The sequence below is a fragment of the Micromonospora sp. ANENR4 genome, from assembly GCF_015354395.1.
GTDB lineage: Bacteria > Actinomycetota > Actinomycetes > Mycobacteriales > Micromonosporaceae > Micromonospora > Micromonospora aurantiaca.
This window is the reverse complement of record NZ_JADKYQ010000001.1, coordinates 622599-645201: the sequence shown is the minus strand read 5'-3', so window position 1 is coordinate 645201 and position 22603 is coordinate 622599. Positions and strand designations below refer to the sequence as shown.

Below are 22603 nucleotides of genomic sequence, written 5' to 3'. Positions count from 1 at the left end.
CGGGTGCGCCGGGGCCCGCCGTCGTCACGTGGTGGGGCAGAGCCGCGGGGCGGCTCAGAGGAAGGCGTGCCCCTCGCCCCGGTAGGTCGGCACGGTGGCGACCACCGCGTCCCCCTCGATCAGGTGCACCTCGTTGACGTGCTCGCACAGCTCGCCCGCCTTGGCGTGGCGGAACCACACCCGGTCGCCGACGCGCAGGTTGTCGGCGGCCTTCCCGGCCAGCGGGGTCTGCACCTCGCCGGCGCCCTCCGCGCCGAGCAGCTTCAACCCGTCCGGCAGCCAGGGCCGCGGCAGCCGGCTGTCCGCCGCCGGGCCGGAGGCGATCCAGCCGCCGCCGAGCACCGTGGCCAGCCCGGGCGCCGGGCGGCGGACCACCGCGCAGGCGAAGAACGCCGCCGGGGTCGGCTGCCAGGCACGGTACGCGTCGAACAGCGTCGGCCCGTACAGGCCGGAGCCCGCGGTGACCTCGGTGACCGCGGGGTCCGCGCTGGTGGCGGCCACGCTGCCGGTGCCGCCGCCGTTGACGAACTCCAGGTCGGCGTGCTCGCGTACCGCACCGACCGCGGCCGAGCGGCGCGCGAGCAGTTCCCGGTACGACCCGCGCTGCGCGACCCGGATCGCCGAGCCGAGCATCGCCTGTCCGGGTGGTGCGTCGCCGAGGCCGGCGATCTGTGCCTCGTACGACATCAGGCCGACCAGCCGGAAGCCCGGCCGGCCGGCGACGGCGGCGGCGAGCGCGCCGGCCGCCGTGGCGCTGTGCACCGGGGAGCGGCGCACGCCGACGTGCACCCGGCCGCCGAGTGGGCGCCAGGAGGCGTCCAGGTCGAGGCAGATCCGCAGCGCGGGGCGGCGCGCGGGCGGGCACACCGCGTCGATCAGGTCGAGCTGTGCGGTGTCGTCGATCATCAGCGTCACCGCGTCGGCGAGCGCGGGGTCGGCGGCCAGGTCGGTGAGGCCGCCCCGGTGGGCCGTCGGGTACGCCACGAGCACGTCGTCGCTGACCCCGGAGCGGACCAGCCACAGCGCCTCGGGCAGCGTGAAGGCCATCACGCCGTGCCACCCGGGCCGCTTGAGCGCCCGGGTCAGCAGCTCGCGGACGCGTACCGACTTGCTCGCCACGCGCAGCGGCTTGCCGCCGGACCGGCCGGCGAGCGCCTCGGCGTTGGCGTCGAACGCGGTGAGGTCGACCACCGCGTACGGCGGGTCGAGGTGAGCGGTCGCCCGGTCGAGACGATCGCGAGTTTTGTCACGGTCGATGGCCACGTCTGCACGCTAACTGTCTGGACGGCAATGCGAAATACCCTCGCGTCTGTCCGGGCTGCGGGCGGTGGTCCCGGCGGCCTAGGCTCGGCGAGCAGGTGAATGTCGCGGGGGACGACCCTTCCTGCGCGACTAGAGTGTTCCACCGGGGATGCCCAGACCTGGGCCGGCACGTGGAGGTACGGCCATCGAAAGCCAGAACAACGGCGAGTCGCCCGGCGTGTCGTCGCCCGGGACAGCCGCCGACCACTCCGGCGTCGCCGCGATCCGCTCGGTGCTGCGCATCCGGCCGTTCCGCAGGCTGTGGATCGTGCTCAGCGCGGCCTCCTTCGGCGACTGGCTCGGCCTGCTCGCCACCGCGCTGTTCGCCGCCTCCCAGGTCTCCGGCAGCACCGCCCAGGGCGCCGCGTTCGGTGGCGTGACCGCGATCCGGCTGCTCCCGGCGCTGGTGCTCGGCCCGGTGGCCGGTGTGTTCGCCGACCGGTTCGACCGCCGGTGGACGATGGTCATCTGCGACCTGCTGCGCTTCGTGCTGTTCGCCTCGATCCCGCTGTACGCGCTCACCGGCGCCGCGGGCGGGCTGGTGGTCGGCTGGGCGCTGATCGCCACCTTCCTGATCGAGTCGATCACGTTGATGTGGATCCCGGCCAAGGAGGCGGCGGTCCCCAACCTCATCCCGCGTACCCGGCTGGAGGCGGCGAACCAGCTCACGCTGATCACCACGTACGGCCTCACGCCGGTCGCGGCGGCCATCGCCCTTGCCGTGCTGGACCGCGGCGTCCGCGGCGCGGTCGGCGGCGACCTGCCCGACTGGGCCGAACCCGCACAGCTCGCGCTCTGGTTCAACGCCTTCTCCCGGCTGGCCACCGCGCTCGTGGTGGCGTTCGGGATCAAGGAGATCAGCCACGCCCAGCGCGGCGAGGCCGAGCGCTCCGAGCAGAGCATGTTCCGGCAGTTCTCCGAGGGCTGGAAGTACATCGGCAAGACCCCGCTCGTCCGCGGCCTGGTGCTGGGCATCTTCGGTGCGTTCGCCGGCGGCGGCATCGTGGTCGGCACCGCCAAGTTCTTCGCCAACTCGCTCGGCGCCGGTGACGCCGCGTTCTCGCTGCTCTTCGGCGCGATCTTCGTCGGCCTGGCGCTCGGCATCGGCCTCGGGCCGATGATCGTGCGGGACATGTCCCGCCGCCGCTGGTTCGGCATGAGCATCGTGCTCGCCAGCGCCTCGGTGCTGGTGCTCGCGTTCGCCATCCACCTGTCGATGGCCATCCTCGGCGCGATCCTGGTCGGTGCGGGCGCCGGCATGGCGTTCCTGGCCGGCACCACGCTGCTCGGCGGCGAGGTGGCCGACGAGGTGCGCGGCCGGGTCTTCGCGGTGGTGCAGATCGGCACCCGGCTGGTGCTGATCCTGGCCATCGCGCTGAGCAGCCTCCTGGTCGGCGTCGGTGGCTCCCGCCAGCTCACCATCGCCGACCTGGGCATCTCCATCTCCTCCACCCGCCTGCTGCTGCTCGCCGCCGGCGCGGCCGGCATCATCGCCGGAATCAGCGCGTTCGGCCAGATGGACGACAAGAAGGGCGTACCGGTCCTCGCCGACCTCTGGGGCTCGATCCGGGGCCGCCCGCTGATGCCGGCCGAGCCGTTCGTCTCCAGCGGCCTGTTCGTGGTCTTCGAGGGCGGCGAGGGCGCCGGCAAGTCCACCCAGCTCGCTCAGCTCGCCGACCGGCTGCGCGCGCAGGGCCGCGACGTGGTGGTCACCCGCGAGCCGGGCGCCACGCCGGTCGGCGAGCGGATCCGCTCCCTGGTGCTCGGCACCACCCCCGGCGAGGCGCCGTCGCCGCGCGCCGAGGCGCTGCTCTACGCCGCCGACCGGGCGCACCACGTGGCCACCGTCGTCCGCCCGGCGCTCGTACGTGGTGCTGTGGTGATCAGCGACCGGTACGTCGACTCGTCGCTCGCCTACCAGGGCGCCGGCCGGACGCTTCCGGTGGACGAGGTCTCCTGGCTCTCGTCCTGGGCCACCGGCGGCCTCAAGCCCGACCTGGTGGTGCTGCTCGACGTCGAGCCGCGTACCGGCCTGAGCCGGGTCGAGGACCGCGCCGAGGGCACCGACCGGCTGGAGGCCGAGTCGCTGACGTTCCACGAGCGGGTCCGGTACGCCTTCCTCGACCTCGCCGCCGGCGACCCGAAGCGCTACCTGGTGCTCGACGCGTCCCGCCCGATCGACGAGACCGCCGACGCGGTCGCCCGCCGGGTGGGCGAGCTGCTCGCCGATCCGGCCGGCATCGTGCACCCCCGTCCGGCGCAGGGCCCGGACACCTCGGTCCAGCCCGAGTTATCCGACGCGGAGCTGGTGACGATGGAGCAACCCCGACGATGACCGACGTCTTCGGCGATCTGGTCGGGCAGAACGAGGCGGTGGCCATGCTGCGGCGGGCCGCCGCCTCGGCCGCCGCCCTGCTGCGTGCGCCGGTGACGTCCCCCGCGGGCGGGTACGACGACCTCGACGCGCTCGCCGAGGAGCACGACGGCGAGCCCGGCTCGGCCGCGCCGGCCGACCCGGGCGGCGGCATGACCCACGCCTGGATCTTCACCGGGCCGCCCGGATCGGGCCGCTCGGTGGCCGCCCGCGCCTTCGCCGCCGCGCTGGAGTGCGTGCACGGCACCGGCTGCGGCACCTGCCCCGGCTGCCACACCACGCTCGCCGGCACCCACGCGGACGTCCGTCTCGTGGTTCCCGAGGGCCTCTCCATCGGCGTCAACGAGATGCGCGCGCTGGTGCTGCGGGCGGCCAGCGCGCCGTCCGGCGGCCGGTGGCAGATCGTGATCATCGAGGACGCCGACCGGCTCACCGAGGCCGCCGGCAACGCGCTGCTCAAGGCGATCGAGGAGCCGCCGCCGCGTACCGTCTTCCTGCTCTGCGCCCCGTCCACCCACCCGGACGACATCTCCGTGACCATCCGGTCGCGCTGCCGCGTCGTACCGCTGCGGCAGCCGCCGCCCGCAGCGGTGGCCGAGGTGCTGGTCCGCCGCGACGGGGTTGCGCCGGACGTGGCCGAGTGGGCCGCCGCGGCGGCGCAGGGGCACGTGGGCCGGGCCCGGCGGCTGGCCCGCGACCCGGAGGCCCGGCAGCGGCGCGACGCGGTGCTGGCCGTACCGCGTCGGCTGACCGGCGTGGGCGCGGCGTTCGACGCGGCCTCGGCGCTGATCGAGGCCGCCGAGGCGGAGGCCGCCGCCTCGGTCGCGGAGATCGACGAGGCGGAGCGTACGGCGTTGCAGACCGCGCTCGGCGCGGGCGGCACCGGCCGGGGCGCGGCCGGCGCGATGCGCGGCGCGGCCGGTCAGCTCAAGGACCTGGAGAAGCGGCAGAAGTCGCGGGCCACCCGCGCCCAGCGGGACGCGCTCGACCGGGCCCTTGTCGACCTGGCCGGGTTCTACCGGGACGCGCTCGTCATGGCGCTGCGGGCGCCGGTCGCCCCGGTGCACACCGACACCGCGTCGCTCGCCGGTGCGGGCGCGCAGAAGTGGGACGCCGAGGGCTCGCTGCGCCGCCTGGAGGCGGTGCTGGAGTGCCGCGCGGCGATCGAGGCCAACGTCAAGCCGCGGATCGCGGTGGAGGCGATGATGCTGGCCCTCTGGCGCGGCTGAGCCGGCCCCTTCCGCACTGTCCACAGGGCATCGACACGCGCGATTGGCGTGCGGTACGGTCCGGTGATGCCGCGGTGACCGAGGCGGCACGCTCAGTGAAGGCCGGACCGGCCGGGAGGAGTCCGCCGATGCCGCGGGGCGAGATCGACGAGGCCTGGATCGAGGAGGCGGTGCGGCGCTACCGCCGGATCGAGAACCTGCAGGCCGAGTTCGACCAGGCGGTCGCGACGGTCGAGGTCACCGTCCGCTCACCCGACGGGCTCGTCGAGGTGGTGGTGACCGCCGGCGGGCGCATCACCGACGTGCGCTTCCTCGGCCCGCTGCACCACCGCAGCCCGCGCGACGTCGCCGGTTCGGTGCAGGCCGCGGTGACCGCCGCCGCCGACGCGGCGCAGTGGGCGCGGGAGAAGCTGCACAACGAGACGTTCGCGGCCTACCGGCCGCTGGCGGGGGCCTGACATGGAGACGCTGCGTGCCCTGGCCGCCCGTCTCGACGAGGCCGGCGCTACCCTCGCCACCCTCGCCCGCACGGTGCCCGCCACCGACCCGCCGCATCCCGCATTCGGCGCGCACGCCACCGGCCGCCCCGGCGAGGTGGGCCGCGCACTGCACCGCCAGTGGACGCTTGCCACAGCCGACCGGGCGCGCGAGGCGCAGGCCGCCGCCGTCCGGCTCGCCGCCGCCGCGGCGGCGCTGCGCAGCGCCGCCGACCGCTACGCCGCCGCCGACGACGCGGTCGCCCGGCGGCTGGCCCGGGAGGCCTGATGGACGCGCTCGACCGCCTCGCCGAGCCGGGGCTCGACCTGCTCGCCCGCGTCGACACGCTGCTGGCCGCCGGCGCGCCCGAGGGGCACCGGCTCTGGCCGCTGCTGCGCCGCATGCAGGTGCTCCCCGGCGCGGCCGTGCGCGAGTTCCTCGACCTGCATCCCGCGCCGCTGACCGGCGCCGGCCACGCCGTGCGCCGGCTCGTCCGGGGGTACGACGACACCTGCGCCCTGCTGGCCGACCAGGTCGCCTGGTCCGGTGCCGCCGCGTCGGCGTACGACGAGGCACGTGCCGCCCTGCTGCGGCACCTGGACGAAGGCCCGGACAGCCTGGTCGGGCGGCTGGAGTCGACGGCGGGCTACGCCGACGCGCTGGCCGGCTGGGTGGAGGGCAGCCGGGCCGCGCTGGCCCGGGCGCTGGCCGAGGTGCTCGGCTCGGCCGAGGCGGTCGCGGTGCACGCGGCGACGAGGCCCGGCGCCGAGGCCGGACGGGCCGGGGCGTCCGCCGCGGCCGAGATCGCGACGAGGATCCTGGGTGTGCTCGGGGTGGCCTATGACGGTGCCGAGACGCTGCTACGCCAGTGGGGGCCGAGCCTGGCCGAGACACAGTGGCGGGACCGCGCCATTACCGGCCCGCGCTACGGCGGCACCACCCGGATCGGCTACTGACGGTCCACGGCGCCGCGCGCCGATCCGGCCGTGGCCGGGTGACGGCGGCGACGCCGTGGCCTTCCCCTGCACCCCCCGCAGGTATGCCTTCACTCAACGCGCCCGGGCGGTGTTTGTCAGGAGCCCCACGCAGATTCAGCCGTCCGGGCGAGGCGATGGGGCCGGTTCGGCCGGGTCGACGACAATGATCGCTGCGGTGGGTGACCGGGCGGCGACAGGTGCGCCGTGCGGCGGTCGTCGATCCGCGTAGGGTGTGGCGTATGGGCATGCTCTGCGCGGTCAGCTTCAACCGGTACGGGCGCCTCTACTACCTCGACCCGGGCGAGCTGCGCCCGCAGGTGGGCGACCGGGTGCTGGTGCCCACCGACGAGGGGCCCGAGGTGGCCGAGTGCGTGTGGGCCGCGCAGTGGGTCAGCGAGGACACCGACAGCTTCCCGAAACTGGTCGGGATCGCCGGCGACGACGACCTGCGCCGCGACGAGACGCTGCGCCGACGCAAGGCCGAGGCGAAGGTCGCCGCCAAGCGGCTGATCCGCGAACACGGCCTGCCGATGAAGGTGGTTGCCGTCGACCACGTCCTGGCCACGCCGGAGAACGGCAGTGACCGCACCACCATCTACTTCACCGCGCCGCACCGCGTCGACTTCCGCTCGCTGGTCCGCGACCTGGGCGCCACGCTGCACTGCCGGGTCGAGCTGCGGCAGCTCTCCGCCCGCGACTCCGCCCGGGTGCAGGGCGGCATCGGCTCCTGCGGGCGCGACCTGTGCTGCGCCACGTTCCTGACCGACTTCGAGCCGGTGACCATCCGGATGGCGAAGGACCAGGACCTGCCGCTCAACCCGCTGCGCATCTCGGGGGCGTGCGGGCGGCTGATGTGCTGCCTCAAGTACGAACACCCGCTGTATCAGAAATTCCAGGAGTCGGCCCCGGCGGTCGGCAGCCGGGTGTCCACACCGCAGGGCGAGGGCAAGGTGGTCGGCCACAGTGTCCCGCGCGACGCGGTGACGGTCCGGCTGGACGCGGACGGCTCCCGCTCGATGTGCTCCCGCGCGTCGGTCTGCGGCCCCAGGCAGGCCCACGACCAGCACTACCCCCAGCCCTGACCCGCTGCCTCTCCTCCCGCCCCGGTCTTTCTCCGTCGATCATGAAGTTAGCGGTCGAAATGGTGATCGACTTCGCCGCCAACTTCATGATCGACGGAGTGAGGTCCGGTGTGTGCCGGGTGGGGTCAGCGGATGACGATGGGGGGTTCGGCGAGGCGGGGGGTCAGCGGGGTCTTCGGGGTCAGCCAGGAGGCGGTGGGGGACTGGTCGGGGTTCAGCTGCCAGTCGTGGGACACCTTGTCGACGGCGATCGGATAGATCGTCAGCGTGCCGTCCCTGTCGATCCGGAACCGCAGGAACGCCTTCGAGTCCTCGATGCCCTGCGCCGCGAACAACTCGTTCAGGTTCACCCCGAACGCGCCCGCCACCAGCAGGTAGAGCGCGACGAGCTGGCTGGCCACCAACCCGCTCACCGGCCCGTAGAGCACCACCGCGGCGACCGCCGGCATCGGCCACGGCCAGTCGTAGAACGGCAGCTGCAACCAGACCCACGTGCCCCCGGCGGCGAGGGCGATCTGGGCCAGCCCGTGCGTCACCCCGAGGATCCAGTGCCGGGCGTGCCGTTTCCCGCCCGCCGTCGGTGGCTTGGCGAAGAACACCGCACCCATCATCGCCACCACCAGCATGATCGCCAGCGGTACGCTGAACAGCCGCTGCTCGGTGGTGCCCACCCGCTGCACCGCCACCCCGGCCATCGCCAGCATCAGCAGCGTGTGCAGGGTGCCGAGCAGCGTGGTGAAGCCCGGGTTGCGGAACGGCAGCCGGGCGAAGATCCCCCAGCCGTACCGGCGGGAACGGGCCTTGTCCGGGTAGCGCGCGGCCAGGTTGTACTCCTGGGTGTTGCTGGCCCGGCGGGTCAGCGTGTCACGCGGCGGCACTTCAAGCTTCTCGGGCAGCCGGTGCGTGGGGTAGAGGTAGGCGCCGCCACCGCCGCACGTGATGAGCTGCCGGTCCGTCCCGGCATAGCGGGCGTAGTGGTGCAGGTCGCCGGAGATCAGCACCCGCACCTGCGCCCCGGTCGGTGCGACGAGGGTACGGATGAAGTAGTCGATCGAGTCGTACGCGTTGGGGTGGTCGACGGCCTTGACCCACGTCGGCGCCGGCACCGCCAGGATCACCTTGGACTCCGGGGTGAGCTTGCGGGCCACCTCGTCGAAGTAGGTGAGCTGCGGGTCGTCCAGGTACGAGCCGGACTGGTCGTCGAGGCCGAGCAGCCACCAGCCGGCCGGCAGCTCGACAGCGAAGTACGAGCGGGACTGGCCGGTGCCCCAGCCCCCGAAGTGCCGGTCCCGGGTACGTACGAACAGGCGCAGGAACGCGGTCAGCCCGTCGTACCAGTCGTGGTTACCCGGCACCGCGAACAGCGTCGGCTGCTCCGGCGGGGCGACAGGCAGCGCCGACTGGTACGGGCCCTTGCAGCGGTCCTCGTACGCCTCGTAGCCCGCCGCCGGGTAGACCTGGTCGCCGCCCATCACCAGCGTCTGCGCGCGGGGGAGGCGATGCCCGTCCACCGTCAGTTCCGGCTGGGCGAGCAGGTACGCCACCGAGTACGTGGCGTCGAAGCCGTCACCCAGGTCGGCCACGTAATCGAGCCAGAGCCCGCCGTCCGGCCCGACCTGCCGGAACGTGCCGTCGCCGAACGCGTTCTGCAACTCGCGCTTGTCCAGGTACGCCCCGAACAACATGGCCAGCAACGTCCGCAGGCCGGTGCTGATCAGCAGCAGCGGCGCGAGCCAGGGCACCGGCCGGCGCGGGGTGAAGCCCAGCTCCCGGGGGTCGATGCTGCGTGGGCGGCGGGTGGCCCGCTCGCCGGGATGCGCCTCGGGAGCCGGTGGTCGCGGCGGTTCGTCGGTCACCCGCCGCAGGGTAGTCCGGACCGGGCGCGAAGTCTCTCCCGTGGCGGGGCGGATGTGGCCCGGTGTCCGGGTTCGGCGACGGGGGGATCCGGTTCGGCTTCCGGCGGGGCGTGCCGTACACTTGACGATCGTTGCCGCCTTAGCTCAGTCGGCTAGAGCGACGCACTCGTAATGCGTAGGTCGACGGTTCGATTCCGTCAGGCGGCTCGGTACAGAAGCCCAGGTCATCGGCCTGGGCTTCGCCGTTTCCGAGGGCCGATCATCCCTCCGCCGACGGGGTGCCGGTCCGCGAACGCGGCCGGCCGACCAGGCCGGCGGCAGCCGCCCAGGCCAGCAGTACGCCCATGGTCAGGCCGGGCGGCAGGTACCAGAACGTGAGGAAGCCGGCCGGTGGCGTCAACGGCAGTGCCGCGACGAGCGCCCACGCGACGCGGCGTGGCAGCACACCGCGACGCAGCCCTTGCAGGCCACACCAGACGGTGCCCACCAGCGCCGTCAGCAGGGCCAGGAGGTCGAAAATCCACCCGTACCCGGGGCTGTTGTATTCCAGGCCGATCGCGATGGCCGCGGCGAGGAGCCCGTAACGCGTGAGGCGCCGGGGCGTCGCGGTGGCGTGGCCGGTCACCGTCCAGACGAGCGGCAGCGCCAGCAGCACCGACACGAAGAAGGGCCCACGCCAGATCCACGCGGGCTCCCCACCGTCGAACAACGGCAGGTTCTCGGCCATCCATCGCGCCGGAGCGGGGAGAGAGCTGACGGCTCGGCCGCCGCCGACCTCCCACTGCGTGGCCATCGCGGCGCCGAGCACCGCGGCGACCAGCGGCGCGAGAATCGCAAGGGCGCGCCGCCAGCGGGCGACCGCCCACTTAGCCTCGACACCGGGCGTGCCGGTGCGATCGGGTACGTGCCGCGGATGCTCCTGTCGCATCGGATGATCGTCCCCGCGCTGCTCGGAAATCCCATCAGGAGAACAGTCGGGATCACCAGTAGCGTTTCGGCTGTAGACGCGGTTACGAGGCCGCCCGTGCTCTTCTGCCCGGAGCGGGCAGTTCGGCGGCGACCGTGCCCAGCAGCGCCAGGGCCTGCGCCGAACGACTGCCGGGCTCGGCCTGGTAGACGACCATCTGCTGGCCGGTCGCGCCCGCGACGGTGAGGGAGTCGTACGTGAGGGTCAGCTCGCCGACGTCGTGATGGTGGAACAGCTTCGCCTCGTGCGTCTTTCCCCGTACGTCGTGGCGGGCCCACAGCCGGCGGAACTCCGGACTCTTCAGCGATAGTTCCCCGACTAGTTCGGTGAGCCGCGCGTCGTCGAGCATGTCGGCTGCGGCGGCCCGCAGCGCGCCCAGGCTGGACCGCGCGACCCGGTCCCAGTGGGGATAGAAGGAGCGGGCCGCCGGGTCGAGGAAGACGAACCGGACGAGGTTGGGCTCGTCGGCCTCGAACAGCTTGGCGAACAGGGCGCGTCCGAGCCGGTTGGCAGCAAGCACGTCCATCCTGCGGTCGATGATCAGCGCGGGTGTGTGCAACCAGCCGTCCATCAGGCGCAGCAGGCTCGGCCGGACGGTCTCCCGCGTACCCCGGCGGACAGGCTTGCGGCCGATCCTGGCCAGCAGGTGCAGATGCGCCGTCTCCTCGGCGTCGAGTCCGAGGGTGCGGGCCAGGGCGTTCAGCATCTGTTCCGACGGATGCTGTTCCCGCCCCTGCTCCAGGCGCGCGTAGTAGTCGGTGCTGACCCCGGACAGCTGGGCGACCTCCTCGCGCCGCAGACCCGGCGTGCGGCGCCGGCCCGAGGAGACGATGCCGGCCTCCGCCGGACTGGTCGTCTCACGCCGGGCACGCAGGAACTCGCCGAGCGGATTGCTGCCGTCCACCACCCCAACATAACCGCGGCCGACCGGCCGCCAGGAGCCTCAGCCGGGGTGTGACGCACCCTGGTTGCAGCAGGCCGTACTCCGCACCGTGGAGTCATGGAATCCACACAGAAGGTCGTTCTGGTCACGGGCGCGAGCAGCGGGATCGGTGAGGCGACCGCGCTGCGTCTGGCCGCCGAGGGGCACGCCGTGGTCGCGGGCGCGCGGCGCGGCGAGCGGCTCGCCGCGCTCGCCCAACGGCACGACAACATCAGGGTACGGCGGCTCGACGTGGCCGACCGTGAGGACGTCGCGGCGTTCGTCGGCAGCGCAGTGGCTGAGTTCGGGCGGGTCGACGTGCTCGTCAACAACGCGGGTCTGATGCCGTTGTCCCGGCTCGACGCCCTGCTGGTGGACGAGTGGGACCGGATGATCGACGTCAACGTCCGGGGTCTGCTGCACGGCATCGCGGCCGTCCTACCGGTCTTCCAGCGGCAGGGCAGCGGCCACCTGATCACCGTCGCCTCCGTCGGCGCGCACGAGGTGGTGCCGACCTCCGCGGTGTACTCGGCGACGAAGTTCGCCGCGTGGGCGATCACCGAGGGTCTGCGCCTGGAGGCCGACCCGAGCCTGCGGGTCACCACGATCACGCCCGGCGTCGTCGAGTCGGAGCTGGCCGAGTCGATCACCGACCCGGTGGCCCGGGAGGCGATGCGGGAGTACCGCCGGAACGCGATCTCGCCGGACGCGATCGCGCGAGCCATCTCGTACGCCGTCGGCCAGCCGGCGGACGTGGACGTCAACGAGATCATCATCCGTCCGACCCGGCAGCGAGGCTGACATGTCCGGCACCAACCACCGCAAGGCCGCCACCGTCTTCCTGACGGCGGCGCTCACCGCCTGCGGGACGGAGACGCCGCCCCCATCCCGGTCCGCGCCGGCCACGACGCAGGCGCGGCCCCCGGCCTCCGGAACCGTCCATCCGTACGTCGGGATGTGGGTCACCGCCGACGGCTACATCCGGCAGGAGCTGCTGCCCGACGGCCGGTACGACGAGGCGCGTGGCGACCGGGCGAGCGCCTACACCGGCCGGTACGAGGTGACCGGCGAGCACATCGACTACTGGGACGACAGCGGGTTCACCGCCGATGGCCGCTTCGACGGCGACGTCCTGCACCACGGCGGCTACCTGTTCTACCGGGAGGGCAGCGCTGCCCACCGGCAGGCGGTCTCGCAGCGGGCGTCCACTCGCCCGTCCGGATAGGGGAGCGCGCCGACCGACAGGGGAGCGCCGGGCGCCCCGGTGGCGGCGCCCGCTACCGGCGCCCGGCCCGCTGCCGGGCGGCCTCGTAGAGCGCCACCGTCCCGGCCGCCGCCGCGTTCAGCGAACTCGCCGCCCCCACGATCGGGATGCGCACCATCCGGTCGCTCGCCTCCTGCCAGCCCTTGCTGAGTCCGTGCGTCTCGTTGCCGATGAGCAGGAGAGTGGGGCCGGTCAGGTCGTGCTCGGCGACGTCGACGTCCCCGTGTTCGTCCGTACCGATGATCTGGACCTGCGGAAGTCCGTCCGCGCGCACGGCGGCGACCCAGTCCAGGACTTCGCGGTGACTGGCGACGCGCACCACCGGTACGGCGAACAGCGAGCCGGTGCTGGCCCGGACCGCCTTGGGGTCGTACGGGTCGGCGGCGTGGCCCGTGATGATCACGCCGGACGCGCCGAAGGCGTCGGCGGAGCGGACCAGCGTGCCGATGTTGCCAGGGGTCTTGGGGCGGTCGAAGACCACCACGAGCATCGCCGGCCCGACCGGGATGCGGACGAGGTCGTCGGTGGGCTGCGCCACCACGGCGAGCAACTCGGGGGACTCCTCGTCCTTGCCGCTCAGTTCCCGCATCAGCTCCGGCGCGAGCGCGACCCGCCGGGCGTCGGCGCGGTCGAGCAGGTCACGACACCAGCGGGACAGCGGCTGCCGGTCCGGGTACAGGAGCGCGCGGATCTCCCAGCCCTGCTCCAGGGCCACGGTGATCGGGCGTACCCCCTGGACCAGGAACTCCCCGGACCGCTGCCGCTTGGTGCGGTTGGTCAGCAGCGCCTGCCACTGCTGGAAGCTCGCGTTGCGGGTGGTGATCGTCAGGGTCTTCGCCACGCAGCCGATTCAACCGCATCGGGGTCGGCGGCCACGCGGCGGTGAGGCGTACGACGCGGCGCGATTGTCCCGCCGAGTGACCAGCCGCTATCGTTCCCTCGCCCCCAGCCGCAGAGTTTGAGGATCGCGATGACTTCCCCGCCGTTGACGAAGGTTGCCGATCGGGAAGGCTCACCCTCCGAGGAGCCGGGCGGTACGGCGACCACGCGCGAGCCGGGCAAGGAGGCGACGCCGAGCCGGTTCCGGGCCGACGTCGCCGGGCTCCGGGCCGTCGCCGTGGGGCTGGTGCTGCTCTACCACGCCGGGCTGCCGTTCATCCCCGGTGGTTTCGTCGGCGTCGACGTCTTCTTCGTGATCTCCGGTTTCCTCATCACCGGGCAGCTCATCTCCGAGATCGAGCGCAGCGGCCGGGTCTCGCTGATCGGCTTCTACGCGCGCCGGGCCAAGCGCATCCTGCCCGCCGCCACCGTGGTGCTGGCGGCCACCGCCGTCGCGGTCCGGCTGTTCGTACCCCGGGGTGAGTGGCAGGTCGTCGGCGGTGACATCGCCGCCGCGGCGACGTACATCGTGAACTGGCGCTTCGCCGACCGCGCGGTCGACTACCTGGCCGAGGACGTCGCGCCGTCGCCGGTCCAGCACTTCTGGTCGCTCGCCGTGGAGGAGCAGTTCTACCTGCTCTGGCCGCTGTTGATCGTGCTGGCCATCCTCGCCGCGCGCAAGCTCCGGCGGGCGAACGTACGGCCGGTCCTGTGGGTCGGTCTCGCGGTGCTGGCGGTGCCGTCGTTCGTCTGGTCGATCGTCGAGACGGCGAACTCGCCGCAGCGGGCGTTCTTCGTCTCCACCACGCGGTTGTGGGAACTCGGGGTCGGCGCCGCCATCGCGCTGCTGGCGGTCCGCGCCGCCCGGATGCCCCGGTCCGTGGCGGTCGTCCTCGGGTGGCTCGGCCTCGCCGCGATCGTCGCGGCGGCGCTGCTTGTCAGCGGGAAGACCGCATGGCCGGGGTACGCGGCGGCGCTGCCCACGCTCGGCGCGGCGGCGGTGATCGCGGCCGGCGCGGCAGCGGGCCCCCGCGGGCCGGTGATGGTGCTCGGCACGCGTCCGTTCCAGTGGATCGGTGACCTGTCGTACTCGCTGTACCTGTGGCACTGGCCGATGCTCGTGGTGGCCGCCGCGCACTTCGGTGACCTGTCGCTGACCGAGGGCCTGCTGGTGGCGCTCGCCTCGGTGATCCCGTCCTGGATCACGTTCCGGCTGGTGGAGAACCCGCTGCGCTACTCGCGGAAGATCTCCACGTCGCCTCGTCTGGCGTTGAGCCTGGGCGGCAACTTCACGCTCGTCGGCATCTGCGCCGGCATGGTCCTGGTGCTGATGGGCGCATGGGCCGCCGCCGCGACCACCACCAAGGGCCAGTACGCCCCGGGGGCCGCGTTGCTGTCGACAGCGCCCGGTACCGCCCCGATCGGCCCGGTCCCGGAGCGGTTCGACGTGATCAAACCGGATCCGCTGCAGATCCGGCAGGGCTTCATGGACGTGCCCGACACCAACCGGGACAAGTGCTTCCAGCAGGTCGACGGCGCCGAGGTGCTGTCCTGCACGTACGGCAACCCGAACGCGGCCACCACCGTCGCGCTCGTCGGCGACTCGAAGATGGACCAGTGGCTGCCCGCGTTCCAGGTGCTGGCCGAGCAGAACGACTGGAAGATCCTGATCGCCGCGAAGGCGTCGTGCCCGTTCACCAGCGCGCCGGCGGTCCGGGCCGACGACCCGAGCAAGCTCTACACCGACTGCATCGACTGGAACCGGTCGCTGATGCGCAAACTGGTCGAGGAGCGACCCGACTACCTGGTCACCTCGCAGGGCGCGGCGCGCGCCTTCGACAGCGACGCGAAGGAGCCGACGGTCGAGGCGATGGTCGCCGGGGTCCGGTCGGCGTGGAAGAAGCTCGACGCCGTGGGCACGCAGGTCGTCGTGCTCGCCAACAACCCCGGCCCCGGCCCGGCGGTGACGTGCGCCGACAAGAACCGCAAGCGCCTGTCCCGGTGCGCGTTCGACAGGGAGCGGCACGACCAGGACCCGGCGTACCGGATGCAGCGGCAGGCGGTGTCCGGCGCGCCGAAGGTCAAGATGATCGACCTGTTCGACGCCGTCTGCCCGACCGACAGGTGCCCCGTGGTATTCGGCAACGTGCTCATCTACCGGGGTGGCTCGCACATCGGCGCGGCGTACGTGAAGACGACAGCGCCGCACCTCGCCCGCGCCCTGTCCGACGTCGGCGTGCCGGCGCGCTTCAGCCCGGCCGGATAGCTCGCCCGGGTTGCGGCGCCCGGTCACGATGGCGGAGTGATCATGCGTCGGCCGCTCTGGCTCAGCCTCGCGTACGCGCTGCTGGCGGTCGCCGGTGCCACCCTGCTCTGGCTGCCGTTCCACACCCAGTCGGCGCTCGACGACTGGGGGGTGACGCTGCGCGAGCGGGGTACGCCCGCCCGGGCGACGGTGGTCGACCAGGTGACCGAGAGCGGCGGTAACAAGGGTTCCTCGTCGAGCACCATGTACTTCAGCTACGTGGTCGAGGGCCGGACGCACGCGCAGGAGGTGCCCTGCTTCGAGGTGTGCCGGGCGGCCGGCGCCGAGGTGCCGATCTGGGTCAACCCGGCGGACCCGGGCGATTTCGTCACCGACTTCGGGCAGCTCAGCGGGCATCGCGGGCGCGTGCAGGGCGTACTCGGCGTGGTCGGGCTGGCCGCTCTGGGCGCCGGTGTGGTGCTGACGCTGTCCCGCATCCGGCGCGCCGCCCGGCCAGGCCACGACCGCGCAGCCCGGCCGGGCAGAGACCGCGCCGTCCGGCTGCGCCGGGTGGCGCCGGCGCCGGTCGGAGACGGCCGCCTCTACACCGGCCGGGGCAAACGCAAGCGCAACGTCCGGCGCTGACGCACCGCTCGGCGGCGACGCGCTCAGCGGTAGAGCGTCTCCAGGTACGCCGGGCCGTAGTGGCGCTCCAGGTCGGCCAGGCTCTCCGCCGGGGCCTCCACCTCCTTGATCAGCCGGGCCCGCGTCGGCAGCACGTCCGGCTGCCAGGTCTCCGGCTGCCACAGCTCGGAGCGCAGGAACGCCTTCGCGCAGTGGTAGAAGATCTGCTCGATCGCGACCTCGACCGCGAGCAGCGGCCGGTGACCCTTGACCTCCATGTCGGCGAACCACGGCGCGTCGGAGATCAGCCGGGCCCGGCCGTTGATCCGCAGCGTGTCGGTGCGGCCGGGGATCAGGAAGATCAACCCGACGTGCGGGTTGGCCAGGATGTTGCGGTAGCCGTCGGCCCGCCGGTTGCCGGGCCGCTCCGGAATCGCGATCGTGGTGTCGTCGAGCACCAGCGCGAAGCCGGGCGGGTCACCCTTCGGGGAGACGTCGCAGGTGCCGTCCGCTCCGGCGGTGGCGATCAGGCAGAACGGCGAGGCGGCGAGCCACTCCCGGTCGCGTTCGTGCAGCGTACGGCGGTCCTTGGCGGCAGCGCGCGGCATCGGCGTGCCGATCAGCTCACGTAGTTCGGACTCGCTGGTGATCTCCCGGGTCGTCACGTCTTCCTCCCCCGTCCGTTGACCTTGACGGCGGTTTCGCCCCGCGACGGGCCGCGATCCGCCACTGTCAGCCTAGGAGAGCGCGTCGAGCGCCGGGTTTGCCCCCGGGGCCGGCGGGTAGGGACCGGTTCGCAGCGTGCGGCCGGACGTGACGGATGGAGGCCGAGATGGAGAGCCGGCTCAAGGTGCTCGGCCATCCCGTGCATCCGATGCTCGTGATGTTCCCGGTGGCGCTCTTCGTGACCGCGGTGATCTTCGACGTGGTGGACACCGTGGGCGGGCCCGGCTTCCTGGCCGAGGTCGCGTACTGGAACATCACAGTCGGTCTGATCGGCGGCCTGCTGGCCGCGGCGGCCGGGGCGTTCGACCTGCTCGCCCTGCCGGCCGGCACCCGCGCCAAGCGGGTCGGTGTCACCCACGCCGCCGCCAACGTGGCGGTCATCCTGCTGTTCGCCGCGGTCTGGGCGGTCCGGCTCAACGCCGACTCCCGGGCGGCCGGCGGCGCACTCGTCGCCATCGAGGTGGTCGCCCTGGCGATCCTCGGCGTCAGCGCGTGGCTCGGCGGCGAACTGGTGGACCGGCTCGGTGTCGGCGTCGACCCGGAGCACGATCTCAACGCGCCCAGCTCGCTGCGACCCCCCTCGGCGACACAGCGGATCGGAGACGCGCGATGACGGAACAGGGCGGCGGACGGGGCTGGCGTGGCCGCCAGCAGGGCTGGGATCCGATGGGCGAGCTCCAGTCGCTGCGCTCCGAACTGAGCCGGCTGGTCGGCGGACGCTCCGGCGGCCAGGACGTGGACCTGGCCGAGACGGCCGACGGCTGGGAGGTGGTCGTCCGGCTCCCCGGCGTCGCGCCGGAGGAGGTCGCCGTCGAGCTGGACGACCGCGAGCTGTGCGTCCGCGCCCGGTCGGAGGCCGAGGTGAACGCCGACCACGGCATCCCGGGCGGGTTCACCACCCGGGGCTTCGAGTACCGCGTGGACCTGCCGTCCCGCGTGGACCCGGACCGAATCGACGCGGTGATGGACCACGGTCTGCTCCGGGTGCGTCTGCCCCGGGCGACCCGGCCCGCGCCGCGCACCATCACCGTCGGGCGGACCGGTCCGCGACCGGGTGCCGACCGTACGCAGATGCCCGCCGACCCGGCCGCGGACCGGGAGCTGCACCACCCGGACACCGCGCTCGACGAGATCGACAGGCCGTAGGGGCCGCGTGACCAGCCCGTCGGGCGACTCCGACTCGCCGCGCCGCGACCCGGGGCCGTCGTCGGTGCTCGGACCGGTCGGCGAGCGCGTCCCTGACGTCGAGCGGATCGCCGTGCTGCGCGCCAACGCGCTCGGCGACTTCATCTTCGTGCTGCCGGCGCTGGACGCGCTGCGGTCCGCGTACCCGTCGGCGGAGATCGTGCTGCTCGGCGCGCCGTGGCACGCGGCGCTCTGGCGCGACCGGCCCGGCCCGGTGGACCGGGTGCTGGTGGTGCCGGCGGTGCCCGGCATCCGCGATCCCGGGCCCGGCGATTCGCCGGGTGACGTCCCGGCGTTCCTGGCCGCCGCCCGCGCCGAACGGTTCGACCTGGCGTTGCAGGTGCACGGCGGCGGCGGCAACTCGAACCCGTTCGTGGCCGGGCTCGGCGCGCGGGTCACCGCCGGGCTGCGGGCCGAGGGAGCGCCGCCGCTGGACCGGTGGCTGCGCTACGTCTACTACCAGCACGAGGTGATCCGCTACCTGGAGGTGGCCGCCCTGGTCGGCGCGCCCGCCACCACGATCACCCCGGCGCTGGAGGTCACCGCCGCCGACCGGGCGGAGGCCGCCGCCGTGCTCGGCGAACCCACCCGGCCGCGGGTCGCGCTGCACCCGGGCGCCACCGACACGCGGCGGCGCTGGCCGCCGGAACGCTTCGGCGAGGTCGCCCGCGAGCTGACCGGAGACGGGTACGAGGTGCTTGTCACCGGCACCCCCGCCGAGCAGGAGACGGTCGATGCGGTGGTGGCGGCGGCAGGCGTTCCGGTGCGTCCCCAGGTCGGCACGCTCAGCCTGGGCGCGCTCGCGGCCGCGTACGCGGAGTGCGCGCTCGTGGTCTCCAACGACACCGGCCCGCTGCACCTGGCCGCCGCGGTGGGCGCGCCGACAGTCGGCGTCTTCTGGGTCGGCAACCTGATCAACGGGGCGTCGCCGCTGCGCGGGCGGCACCGCCCGATCGCCGCCTGGACCACCCACTGCCCGGTCTGCGGCGTCGACTGCACACCCGGGATCTACCCGCACCGGCCCGGCGACGGCGAGTGCCCGCACCGCGTCTCGTTCGTGGCCGACGTGCCGGTGGCCGAGGTGGTCGAGGCGGCTCGCGAACTGCTCACACCTCCGCCGGCGACTCGCTGAGCACCACTTCCCACGCCTCCACGTCGCGTTCGGTGACAGTGGTCGGCGACTCCAGGTGGTAGGCCCCGCTGGGCAGCACCCCGGCGCCGCCGTGGCGCTCCAGCACGGCGAGCTGCGCGGCGACGTCCTCGCCCTGGTGCCGCTCGGGCAGCCGCTCCCAGAAGTCGAAGCCGCCGGCGTCGACGAGCTTGGCGCGGTCGTAGAGCACGCACCCGCCGATCCAGGAGACCTTGTACGCGCGCCACTCGCCCGCCGCCAGGTTCAGCTTCTCGGTGATGTGCAGCAGGTTCGCCGCCGGGTGGATGGACGCCCGGTGCCACTCCGGCGTGCCGGGCATGATCCGTTCCGGCACCGGCGGCCCGGTCCACTCCTCGTAGTGCCGGTGCGTGTCCGGGCGGACGTCGTCGGCGTAGGAGAGGCCGTGCACCGCGTTGCCGACGAACCCGCAACCCAGCTCGTCGAGCGCGGTGACCAGGCGGGACAGCGCACCCGGCTCCAGCCACACGTCGTCGTCGAGGCAGAGCACGACGTCGGCAGCCGACTGGGCCAGCAGGTAGGACCGGTGCTCGGCCAGGCCGCGGCGGGGCAGCCGCCGGGTCAGCAGCACCGGGTGCCCCCGGTGGCGCAGCGCCCGGACCATCGTGGCGGCGGCCGGGTGCGCGTACGCGGGCTCGCCGTCGGACTGGTCGCTGACCACCACGCCGAACCCGGGTACGCCCTCCTGGGCGGCCAGCCCGGACAGCGTGACAGCCAGTTCGGCGGGCCGGTTGCGGGTGGGGATCAGCACGTCGAGCCGCCGGTGGTGCCGGAACCGTCCGGGCGTGCCCGGGTCGAGCGGACGGGTCACGCCGGCCTGCTCTCGCCGACCGTGTCCGTGACCGGGTGGGCACGGATCCGGTCGATGATCGCCGAGGTGGAGCGGTCCGGCACGTACCCGAGCGTGCGCACCTGCCCGCCCAGCCGCCGTACCAGCGGCGCCTCCGGCACCATCTCCGGCGGGTAGTCGCCGCCCTTGACGTAGACGTCGGGCCGGACCGCCTCGATCAGCCGGGCCGGGGAGTCCTCCTCGAAGACCACCACATGGTCGACGCAGGCCAGCGCCGCCAGCAGGGCGATCCGGTCCTCGACCGGGTTGACCGGCCGGTCCGGGCCCTTGAGCCGCCGGACGCTGCCGTCCGAGTTGACCGCCACGATCAGCAGGTCACCTAGCGCGCGGGCCTGGGTCAGGTAGCGGACGTGCCCGGGGTGCAGCACGTCGAAGCAGCCGTTCGTGAACACTACCGACCGGCCTGCCTGCCGGTGCTCCTCCACCAGCGCGGCCAGCTCGTCGGCGCCGACCAGCGCCGGGTGCCCGCCCTCGTCCGGGCCGGTGCCGAGCGCGGCCAGCAGGTCCTGACGCCGGCACACGCAGGTGCCGGTGTCGGCCACCGTGATGGTGGCGGCGAGCTGGGCGAGCTGGGCGGCGGTGGGCAGGCCCGCGTCGGCGGCGAGCGCCAGCGTCATGGCCGCCAGGTACGCGTCCCCGGCGCCCACCGCGTGGCTGGCCGGGACCGGGGTGCTGTGGCTGCGCCGGGGCTCGCCCTCGGCGCCGCCGACCACAGCGCCCTCGGTGTCCAGGGTCACCGCAACCACGTCGGCGCCGGTGTGCGCGCGCAGCTCGGGCAGGCGCGACTCGGCCAGCACAGCCCGGTCCACCCCGGCGCCGGCCGCCGCGCTCACCGTCACGCCGGTCCCGGTGACGCTCAGCCCGTCGCCGGTCAGCGCCACCCGCTCCTCGCCCGGCACCGGCTCGCCGGTCGGCCCGGTGGGGGCCTCGGCGGCGGGCGTACCGGAGGTCGGATGCGGGCTGCCCGGTACGCGCTCACCCGATCCGCCGGGCGCGGCGCCCACCATCAGCTCGGACGGGCCGTCGGCCTCGGCCGGGTGGTCCAGGTGCACGTCGCCGCTGGGGACGGCACCCCGCTCGGCGTGCGCGAACCCGGCGGCGGCGCGGGCCAGCAGCCGGGTCGCCTCCGCGAAGCTCGGCGTCACCACAGTCGGGTTCAGTCCGCGCCAGTCGGCCAGGTCGTGCGCGTCGAGCGCCACGGTGCCGTACCGGTCGCGGTTGGCGACCAGCCAGGCGCGCACCGCCGACGGCAGCGCGCCCAGGCCGTAGTCGCAGACCACGAGCGTGAGCGGCTGGCCGGCGGCCACCGCCCGCAGCTCCTCGGTGGCGCAGTGCAGCGCGGTCAGCAGGCGGGCCACGCCGTCGGCGTCCAGCCCGTCCTCCGGGCCGCCGGAGTCCTCGCGGAGCAGGATCTGGTTGCCGGCGAGCATCCGCCGCTTGACCGGCGTGGGCCGGCCCGGCTGGCTCACCGTACGGTCCCAGACCGCCGCCCGGTCCAGGCAGTCGTGCAGTTCGTCGCCGGCCACGTCGGCGCCGACCGGGGCGACCAGCGCGGCCCGGCCGCCGAGCGCCGCGACGTTCACCGCCGTGTTGGCGGCGCCTCCGGCCGCGGAGATCCGCCGCCGCAGGGTGAGGACCGGCGCGGGTGCCTCGCGGCAGAGCCGCTCCGACTCGGCGAACCGCCACTCGTCCAGCATGGCGTCCCCGACGACCAGCACGGGGCGCTGCTGCCAGCTCGTCACGACTGTGGCGAGCCGGCGCTCTTCCGCTGCTGCTCCTGCCATGCCCCTGCGGATCCCCCCGGGCCGTCGGGCCAAACGCGACGCGGGCCACCCGATGCGTCCGGTTTCGTGGCATCGGGCCGGGGAACCGTCTCAGACGTACCCCGGAGAGGAGAGAACAGCATGGCAGCGACACTTCAGGGCAAGCGCATCGCCTTCCTGGCCGCCGACGGCGTCGAGGAGGTCGAGTACACCAAGCCCCGGGAGGCGGTGGAGAACGCCGGCGCCCAGGTCGAGCTGGTCTCCATCGAGTCCGGCACGATCCAGGCCTTCAACCACCTCGACCACGGCAAGCAGTACCAGGTCGACGTCACCACCGAGGAGGCGGACGCCGGGGCGTACGACGCCCTGGTCCTGCCCGGTGGCGTGGCGAACCCCGACTTCCTGCGGACGGACCCGGAGGCGGTCCGGTTCGTCAAGGCGTTCTTCGACGCCGGTAAGCCGGTCGGGGTGATCTGCCACGGCCCGTGGACGCTCGTCGAGGCGGACGTGGTGCGGGGCCGCACCATCACCTCCTGGCCGAGCCTGCGCACCGACCTCACAAACGCCGGCGCGAAGTGGGTCGACCAGGAGGTCGTCACCGACAACGGGCTGGTCAGCAGCCGCAAGCCGGACGACCTGCCGGCGTTCTGCGCCAAGATCGTCGAGGAGTTCGCCGAGGGGCGACACGCCGCCCGGTGAAACTCGTACGCCCA

Annotated in this window: 22 protein-coding genes and 1 tRNA gene; 15 read left to right on the top strand and 8 right to left on the bottom strand. The window is 73.8% G+C overall.

Going from position 1 to position 22603, the window contains the following annotated elements:
- Nucleotides 1–54 precede the first annotated feature (54 nt).
- Entirely contained in the window at nt 55–1263 is a 1209-nt protein-coding gene (locus IRY44_RS03145; protein WP_194798934.1) for an amino acid deaminase/aldolase, read from the bottom strand.
- 217 nt (nt 1264–1480) lie between these two features.
- On the opposite strand from IRY44_RS03145, the gene tmk reads away from it, so the two are divergent.
- The 6 genes from tmk (at nt 1481) to IRY44_RS03115 (ending at nt 7441) form a co-directional block, all read left to right on the top strand.
- Nucleotides 1481–3637 (top strand): dTMP kinase, encoded by a 2157-nt coding sequence (gene tmk / locus IRY44_RS03140; RefSeq protein ID WP_269695957.1) that lies wholly within the window; start codon nt 1481–1483, stop codon nt 3635–3637.
- Nucleotides 3634–4905, top strand: a complete 1272-nt coding sequence (locus IRY44_RS03135) for a DNA polymerase III subunit delta' (protein WP_194798933.1) — start codon at nt 3634–3636, stop codon at nt 4903–4905. The genes tmk and IRY44_RS03135 overlap by 4 nt, the downstream gene beginning before the upstream one ends.
- A 128-nt stretch (nt 4906–5033) precedes the next feature.
- Nucleotides 5034–5363, top strand: a complete 330-nt coding sequence (locus IRY44_RS03130) for a YbaB/EbfC family nucleoid-associated protein (RefSeq protein WP_013473591.1) — start codon at nt 5034–5036, stop codon at nt 5361–5363.
- 1 nt (nt 5364) lies between these two features.
- Nucleotides 5365–5670 carry a hypothetical protein gene (locus tag IRY44_RS03125; RefSeq protein WP_194798932.1) on the top strand — a complete coding sequence of 102 codons (306 nt, stop codon included), beginning with the start codon at nt 5365–5367 and terminating at the stop codon, nt 5668–5670.
- On the top strand, nt 5670–6338 hold the full coding sequence (locus IRY44_RS03120) for a hypothetical protein (protein ID WP_194798931.1): 669 nt from the start codon (nt 5670–5672) through the stop codon (nt 6336–6338). Before IRY44_RS03125 ends, IRY44_RS03120 begins: the two co-directional genes overlap by 1 nt.
- A 260-nt stretch (nt 6339–6598) precedes the next feature.
- The gene (locus IRY44_RS03115; protein WP_194798930.1) at nt 6599–7441 is read left to right on the top strand and encodes a regulatory iron-sulfur-containing complex subunit RicT; all 843 of its coding nucleotides are present in this window, start codon (nt 6599–6601) and stop codon (nt 7439–7441) included.
- Nucleotides 7442–7566: 125 nt separating this feature from the next.
- Here IRY44_RS03115 and IRY44_RS03110 read toward each other — a convergent pair whose 3' ends face one another.
- Complete coding sequence (locus IRY44_RS03110; protein ID WP_194798929.1) at nt 7567–9297, bottom strand: metallophosphoesterase; 1731 nt, start codon at nt 9295–9297, stop codon at nt 7567–7569.
- Nucleotides 9298–9430: 133 nt separating this feature from the next.
- Between IRY44_RS03110 and IRY44_RS03105 the strand changes: the two genes are divergently transcribed.
- Nucleotides 9431–9504, top strand: a tRNA-Thr gene (locus tag IRY44_RS03105).
- A 52-nt stretch (nt 9505–9556) separates the two neighbouring features.
- On the opposite strand, the gene IRY44_RS03100 is transcribed toward IRY44_RS03105, so the two are convergent.
- Together IRY44_RS03100 and IRY44_RS03095 are read right to left on the bottom strand one after the other, a co-directional pair.
- The gene (locus IRY44_RS03100; protein ID WP_194798928.1) at nt 9557–10225 is read right to left on the bottom strand and encodes a hypothetical protein; all 669 of its coding nucleotides are present in this window, start codon (nt 10223–10225) and stop codon (nt 9557–9559) included.
- Nucleotides 10226–10307: 82 nt separating this feature from the next.
- Nucleotides 10308–11168 (bottom strand): helix-turn-helix transcriptional regulator, encoded by an 861-nt coding sequence (locus IRY44_RS03095; RefSeq protein ID WP_194798927.1) that lies wholly within the window; start codon nt 11166–11168, stop codon nt 10308–10310.
- A 96-nt stretch (nt 11169–11264) separates the two neighbouring features.
- Between IRY44_RS03095 and IRY44_RS03090 the strand changes: the two genes are divergently transcribed.
- Nucleotides 11265–11987 carry an SDR family oxidoreductase gene (locus tag IRY44_RS03090; RefSeq protein WP_194798926.1) on the top strand — a complete coding sequence of 241 codons (723 nt, stop codon included), beginning with the start codon at nt 11265–11267 and terminating at the stop codon, nt 11985–11987.
- A gap of 1 nt (nt 11988) precedes the next feature.
- On the top strand, nt 11989–12411 hold the full coding sequence (locus IRY44_RS03085; RefSeq protein ID WP_194798925.1) for an Atu4866 domain-containing protein: 423 nt from the start codon (nt 11989–11991) through the stop codon (nt 12409–12411).
- A 52-nt stretch (nt 12412–12463) separates the two neighbouring features.
- Here IRY44_RS03085 and IRY44_RS03080 read toward each other — a convergent pair whose 3' ends face one another.
- Nucleotides 12464–13291: a TrmH family RNA methyltransferase gene (locus IRY44_RS03080; RefSeq protein ID WP_194798924.1), complete on the bottom strand. Its 828-nt coding sequence runs from the start codon at nt 13289–13291 to the stop codon at nt 12464–12466.
- 129 nt (nt 13292–13420) lie between these two features.
- Here IRY44_RS03080 and IRY44_RS03075 point away from each other — a divergent pair, with 129 nt between their 5' ends.
- Complete coding sequence (locus IRY44_RS03075; RefSeq protein WP_194798923.1) at nt 13421–15595, top strand: acyltransferase family protein; 2175 nt, start codon at nt 13421–13423, stop codon at nt 15593–15595.
- A 42-nt stretch (nt 15596–15637) separates the two neighbouring features.
- Complete coding sequence (locus tag IRY44_RS03070) at nt 15638–16219, top strand: DUF3592 domain-containing protein (RefSeq protein ID WP_194798922.1); 582 nt, start codon at nt 15638–15640, stop codon at nt 16217–16219.
- Nucleotides 16220–16242: 23 nt separating this feature from the next.
- On the opposite strand, the gene IRY44_RS03065 is transcribed toward IRY44_RS03070, so the two are convergent.
- Nucleotides 16243–16863 (bottom strand): pyridoxamine 5'-phosphate oxidase family protein, encoded by a 621-nt coding sequence (locus IRY44_RS03065; RefSeq protein ID WP_194798921.1) that lies wholly within the window; start codon nt 16861–16863, stop codon nt 16243–16245.
- Nucleotides 16864–17030: 167 nt separating this feature from the next.
- On the opposite strand from IRY44_RS03065, the gene IRY44_RS03060 reads away from it, so the two are divergent.
- The 3 genes from IRY44_RS03060 to IRY44_RS03050 are packed head-to-tail and all read left to right on the top strand — an operon-like array spanning nt 17031 to nt 19241.
- A complete protein-coding gene (locus IRY44_RS03060; protein WP_194798920.1) occupies nt 17031–17537 on the top strand; it encodes a DUF2231 domain-containing protein in 507 nt (168 codons plus the stop codon).
- Nucleotides 17534–18070, top strand: coding sequence for an Hsp20/alpha crystallin family protein (locus IRY44_RS03055; protein WP_194798919.1), 537 nt, complete (start codon nt 17534–17536; stop codon nt 18068–18070). Before IRY44_RS03060 ends, IRY44_RS03055 begins: the two co-directional genes overlap by 4 nt.
- Nucleotides 18071–18077: 7 nt before the next feature.
- Nucleotides 18078–19241 carry a glycosyltransferase family 9 protein gene (locus IRY44_RS03050; protein ID WP_194798918.1) on the top strand — a complete coding sequence of 388 codons (1164 nt, stop codon included), beginning with the start codon at nt 18078–18080 and terminating at the stop codon, nt 19239–19241.
- Here IRY44_RS03050 and IRY44_RS03045 read toward each other — a convergent pair.
- Together IRY44_RS03045 and rfaE2 are read right to left on the bottom strand one after the other, a co-directional pair.
- Nucleotides 19216–20088, bottom strand: coding sequence for a glycosyltransferase family 2 protein (locus IRY44_RS03045; RefSeq protein WP_194798917.1), 873 nt, complete (start codon nt 20086–20088; stop codon nt 19216–19218). The genes IRY44_RS03050 and IRY44_RS03045 overlap by 26 nt on opposite strands.
- A complete protein-coding gene (gene rfaE2, locus IRY44_RS03040) occupies nt 20085–21911 on the bottom strand; it encodes a D-glycero-beta-D-manno-heptose 1-phosphate adenylyltransferase (protein ID WP_194798916.1) in 1827 nt (608 codons plus the stop codon). The genes IRY44_RS03045 and rfaE2 overlap by 4 nt, the downstream gene beginning before the upstream one ends.
- 120 nt (nt 21912–22031) lie before the next feature.
- On the opposite strand from rfaE2, the gene IRY44_RS03035 reads away from it, so the two are divergent.
- Nucleotides 22032–22589 carry a type 1 glutamine amidotransferase domain-containing protein gene (locus IRY44_RS03035; RefSeq protein WP_194798915.1) on the top strand — a complete coding sequence of 186 codons (558 nt, stop codon included), beginning with the start codon at nt 22032–22034 and terminating at the stop codon, nt 22587–22589.
- Nucleotides 22590–22603 lie beyond the last annotated feature (14 nt).

Bases quoted from the DNA above. Each gene is read 5' to 3' on its own strand.
- IRY44_RS03115 (WP_194798930.1), top strand. From the start codon at position 6,599: ATGGGCATGCTCTGCGCGGTCAGCTTCAACCGGTACGGGCGCCTCTAC.
- IRY44_RS03085 (WP_194798925.1), top strand. From the start codon at position 11,989: ATGTCCGGCACCAACCACCGCAAGGCCGCCACCGTCTTCCTGACGGCG.
- IRY44_RS03120 (WP_194798931.1), top strand. From the start codon at position 5,670: ATGGACGCGCTCGACCGCCTCGCCGAGCCGGGGCTCGACCTGCTCGCC.
- IRY44_RS03060 (WP_194798920.1), top strand. From the start codon at position 17,031: ATGGAGAGCCGGCTCAAGGTGCTCGGCCATCCCGTGCATCCGATGCTC.
- IRY44_RS03070 (WP_194798922.1), top strand. From the start codon at position 15,638: ATGCGTCGGCCGCTCTGGCTCAGCCTCGCGTACGCGCTGCTGGCGGTC.
- IRY44_RS03090 (WP_194798926.1), top strand. From the start codon at position 11,265: ATGGAATCCACACAGAAGGTCGTTCTGGTCACGGGCGCGAGCAGCGGG.
- IRY44_RS03075 (WP_194798923.1), top strand. From the start codon at position 13,421: ATGACTTCCCCGCCGTTGACGAAGGTTGCCGATCGGGAAGGCTCACCC.
- rfaE2 (WP_194798916.1), bottom strand. From the start codon at position 21,911: ATGGCAGGAGCAGCAGCGGAAGAGCGCCGGCTCGCCACAGTCGTGACG.
- IRY44_RS03135 (WP_194798933.1), top strand. From the start codon at position 3,634: ATGACCGACGTCTTCGGCGATCTGGTCGGGCAGAACGAGGCGGTGGCC.
- IRY44_RS03100 (WP_194798928.1), bottom strand. From the start codon at position 10,225: ATGCGACAGGAGCATCCGCGGCACGTACCCGATCGCACCGGCACGCCC.
- IRY44_RS03125 (WP_194798932.1), top strand. From the start codon at position 5,365: ATGGAGACGCTGCGTGCCCTGGCCGCCCGTCTCGACGAGGCCGGCGCT.
- IRY44_RS03130 (WP_013473591.1), top strand. From the start codon at position 5,034: ATGCCGCGGGGCGAGATCGACGAGGCCTGGATCGAGGAGGCGGTGCGG.
- IRY44_RS03055 (WP_194798919.1), top strand. From the start codon at position 17,534: ATGACGGAACAGGGCGGCGGACGGGGCTGGCGTGGCCGCCAGCAGGGC.
- IRY44_RS03035 (WP_194798915.1), top strand. From the start codon at position 22,032: ATGGCAGCGACACTTCAGGGCAAGCGCATCGCCTTCCTGGCCGCCGAC.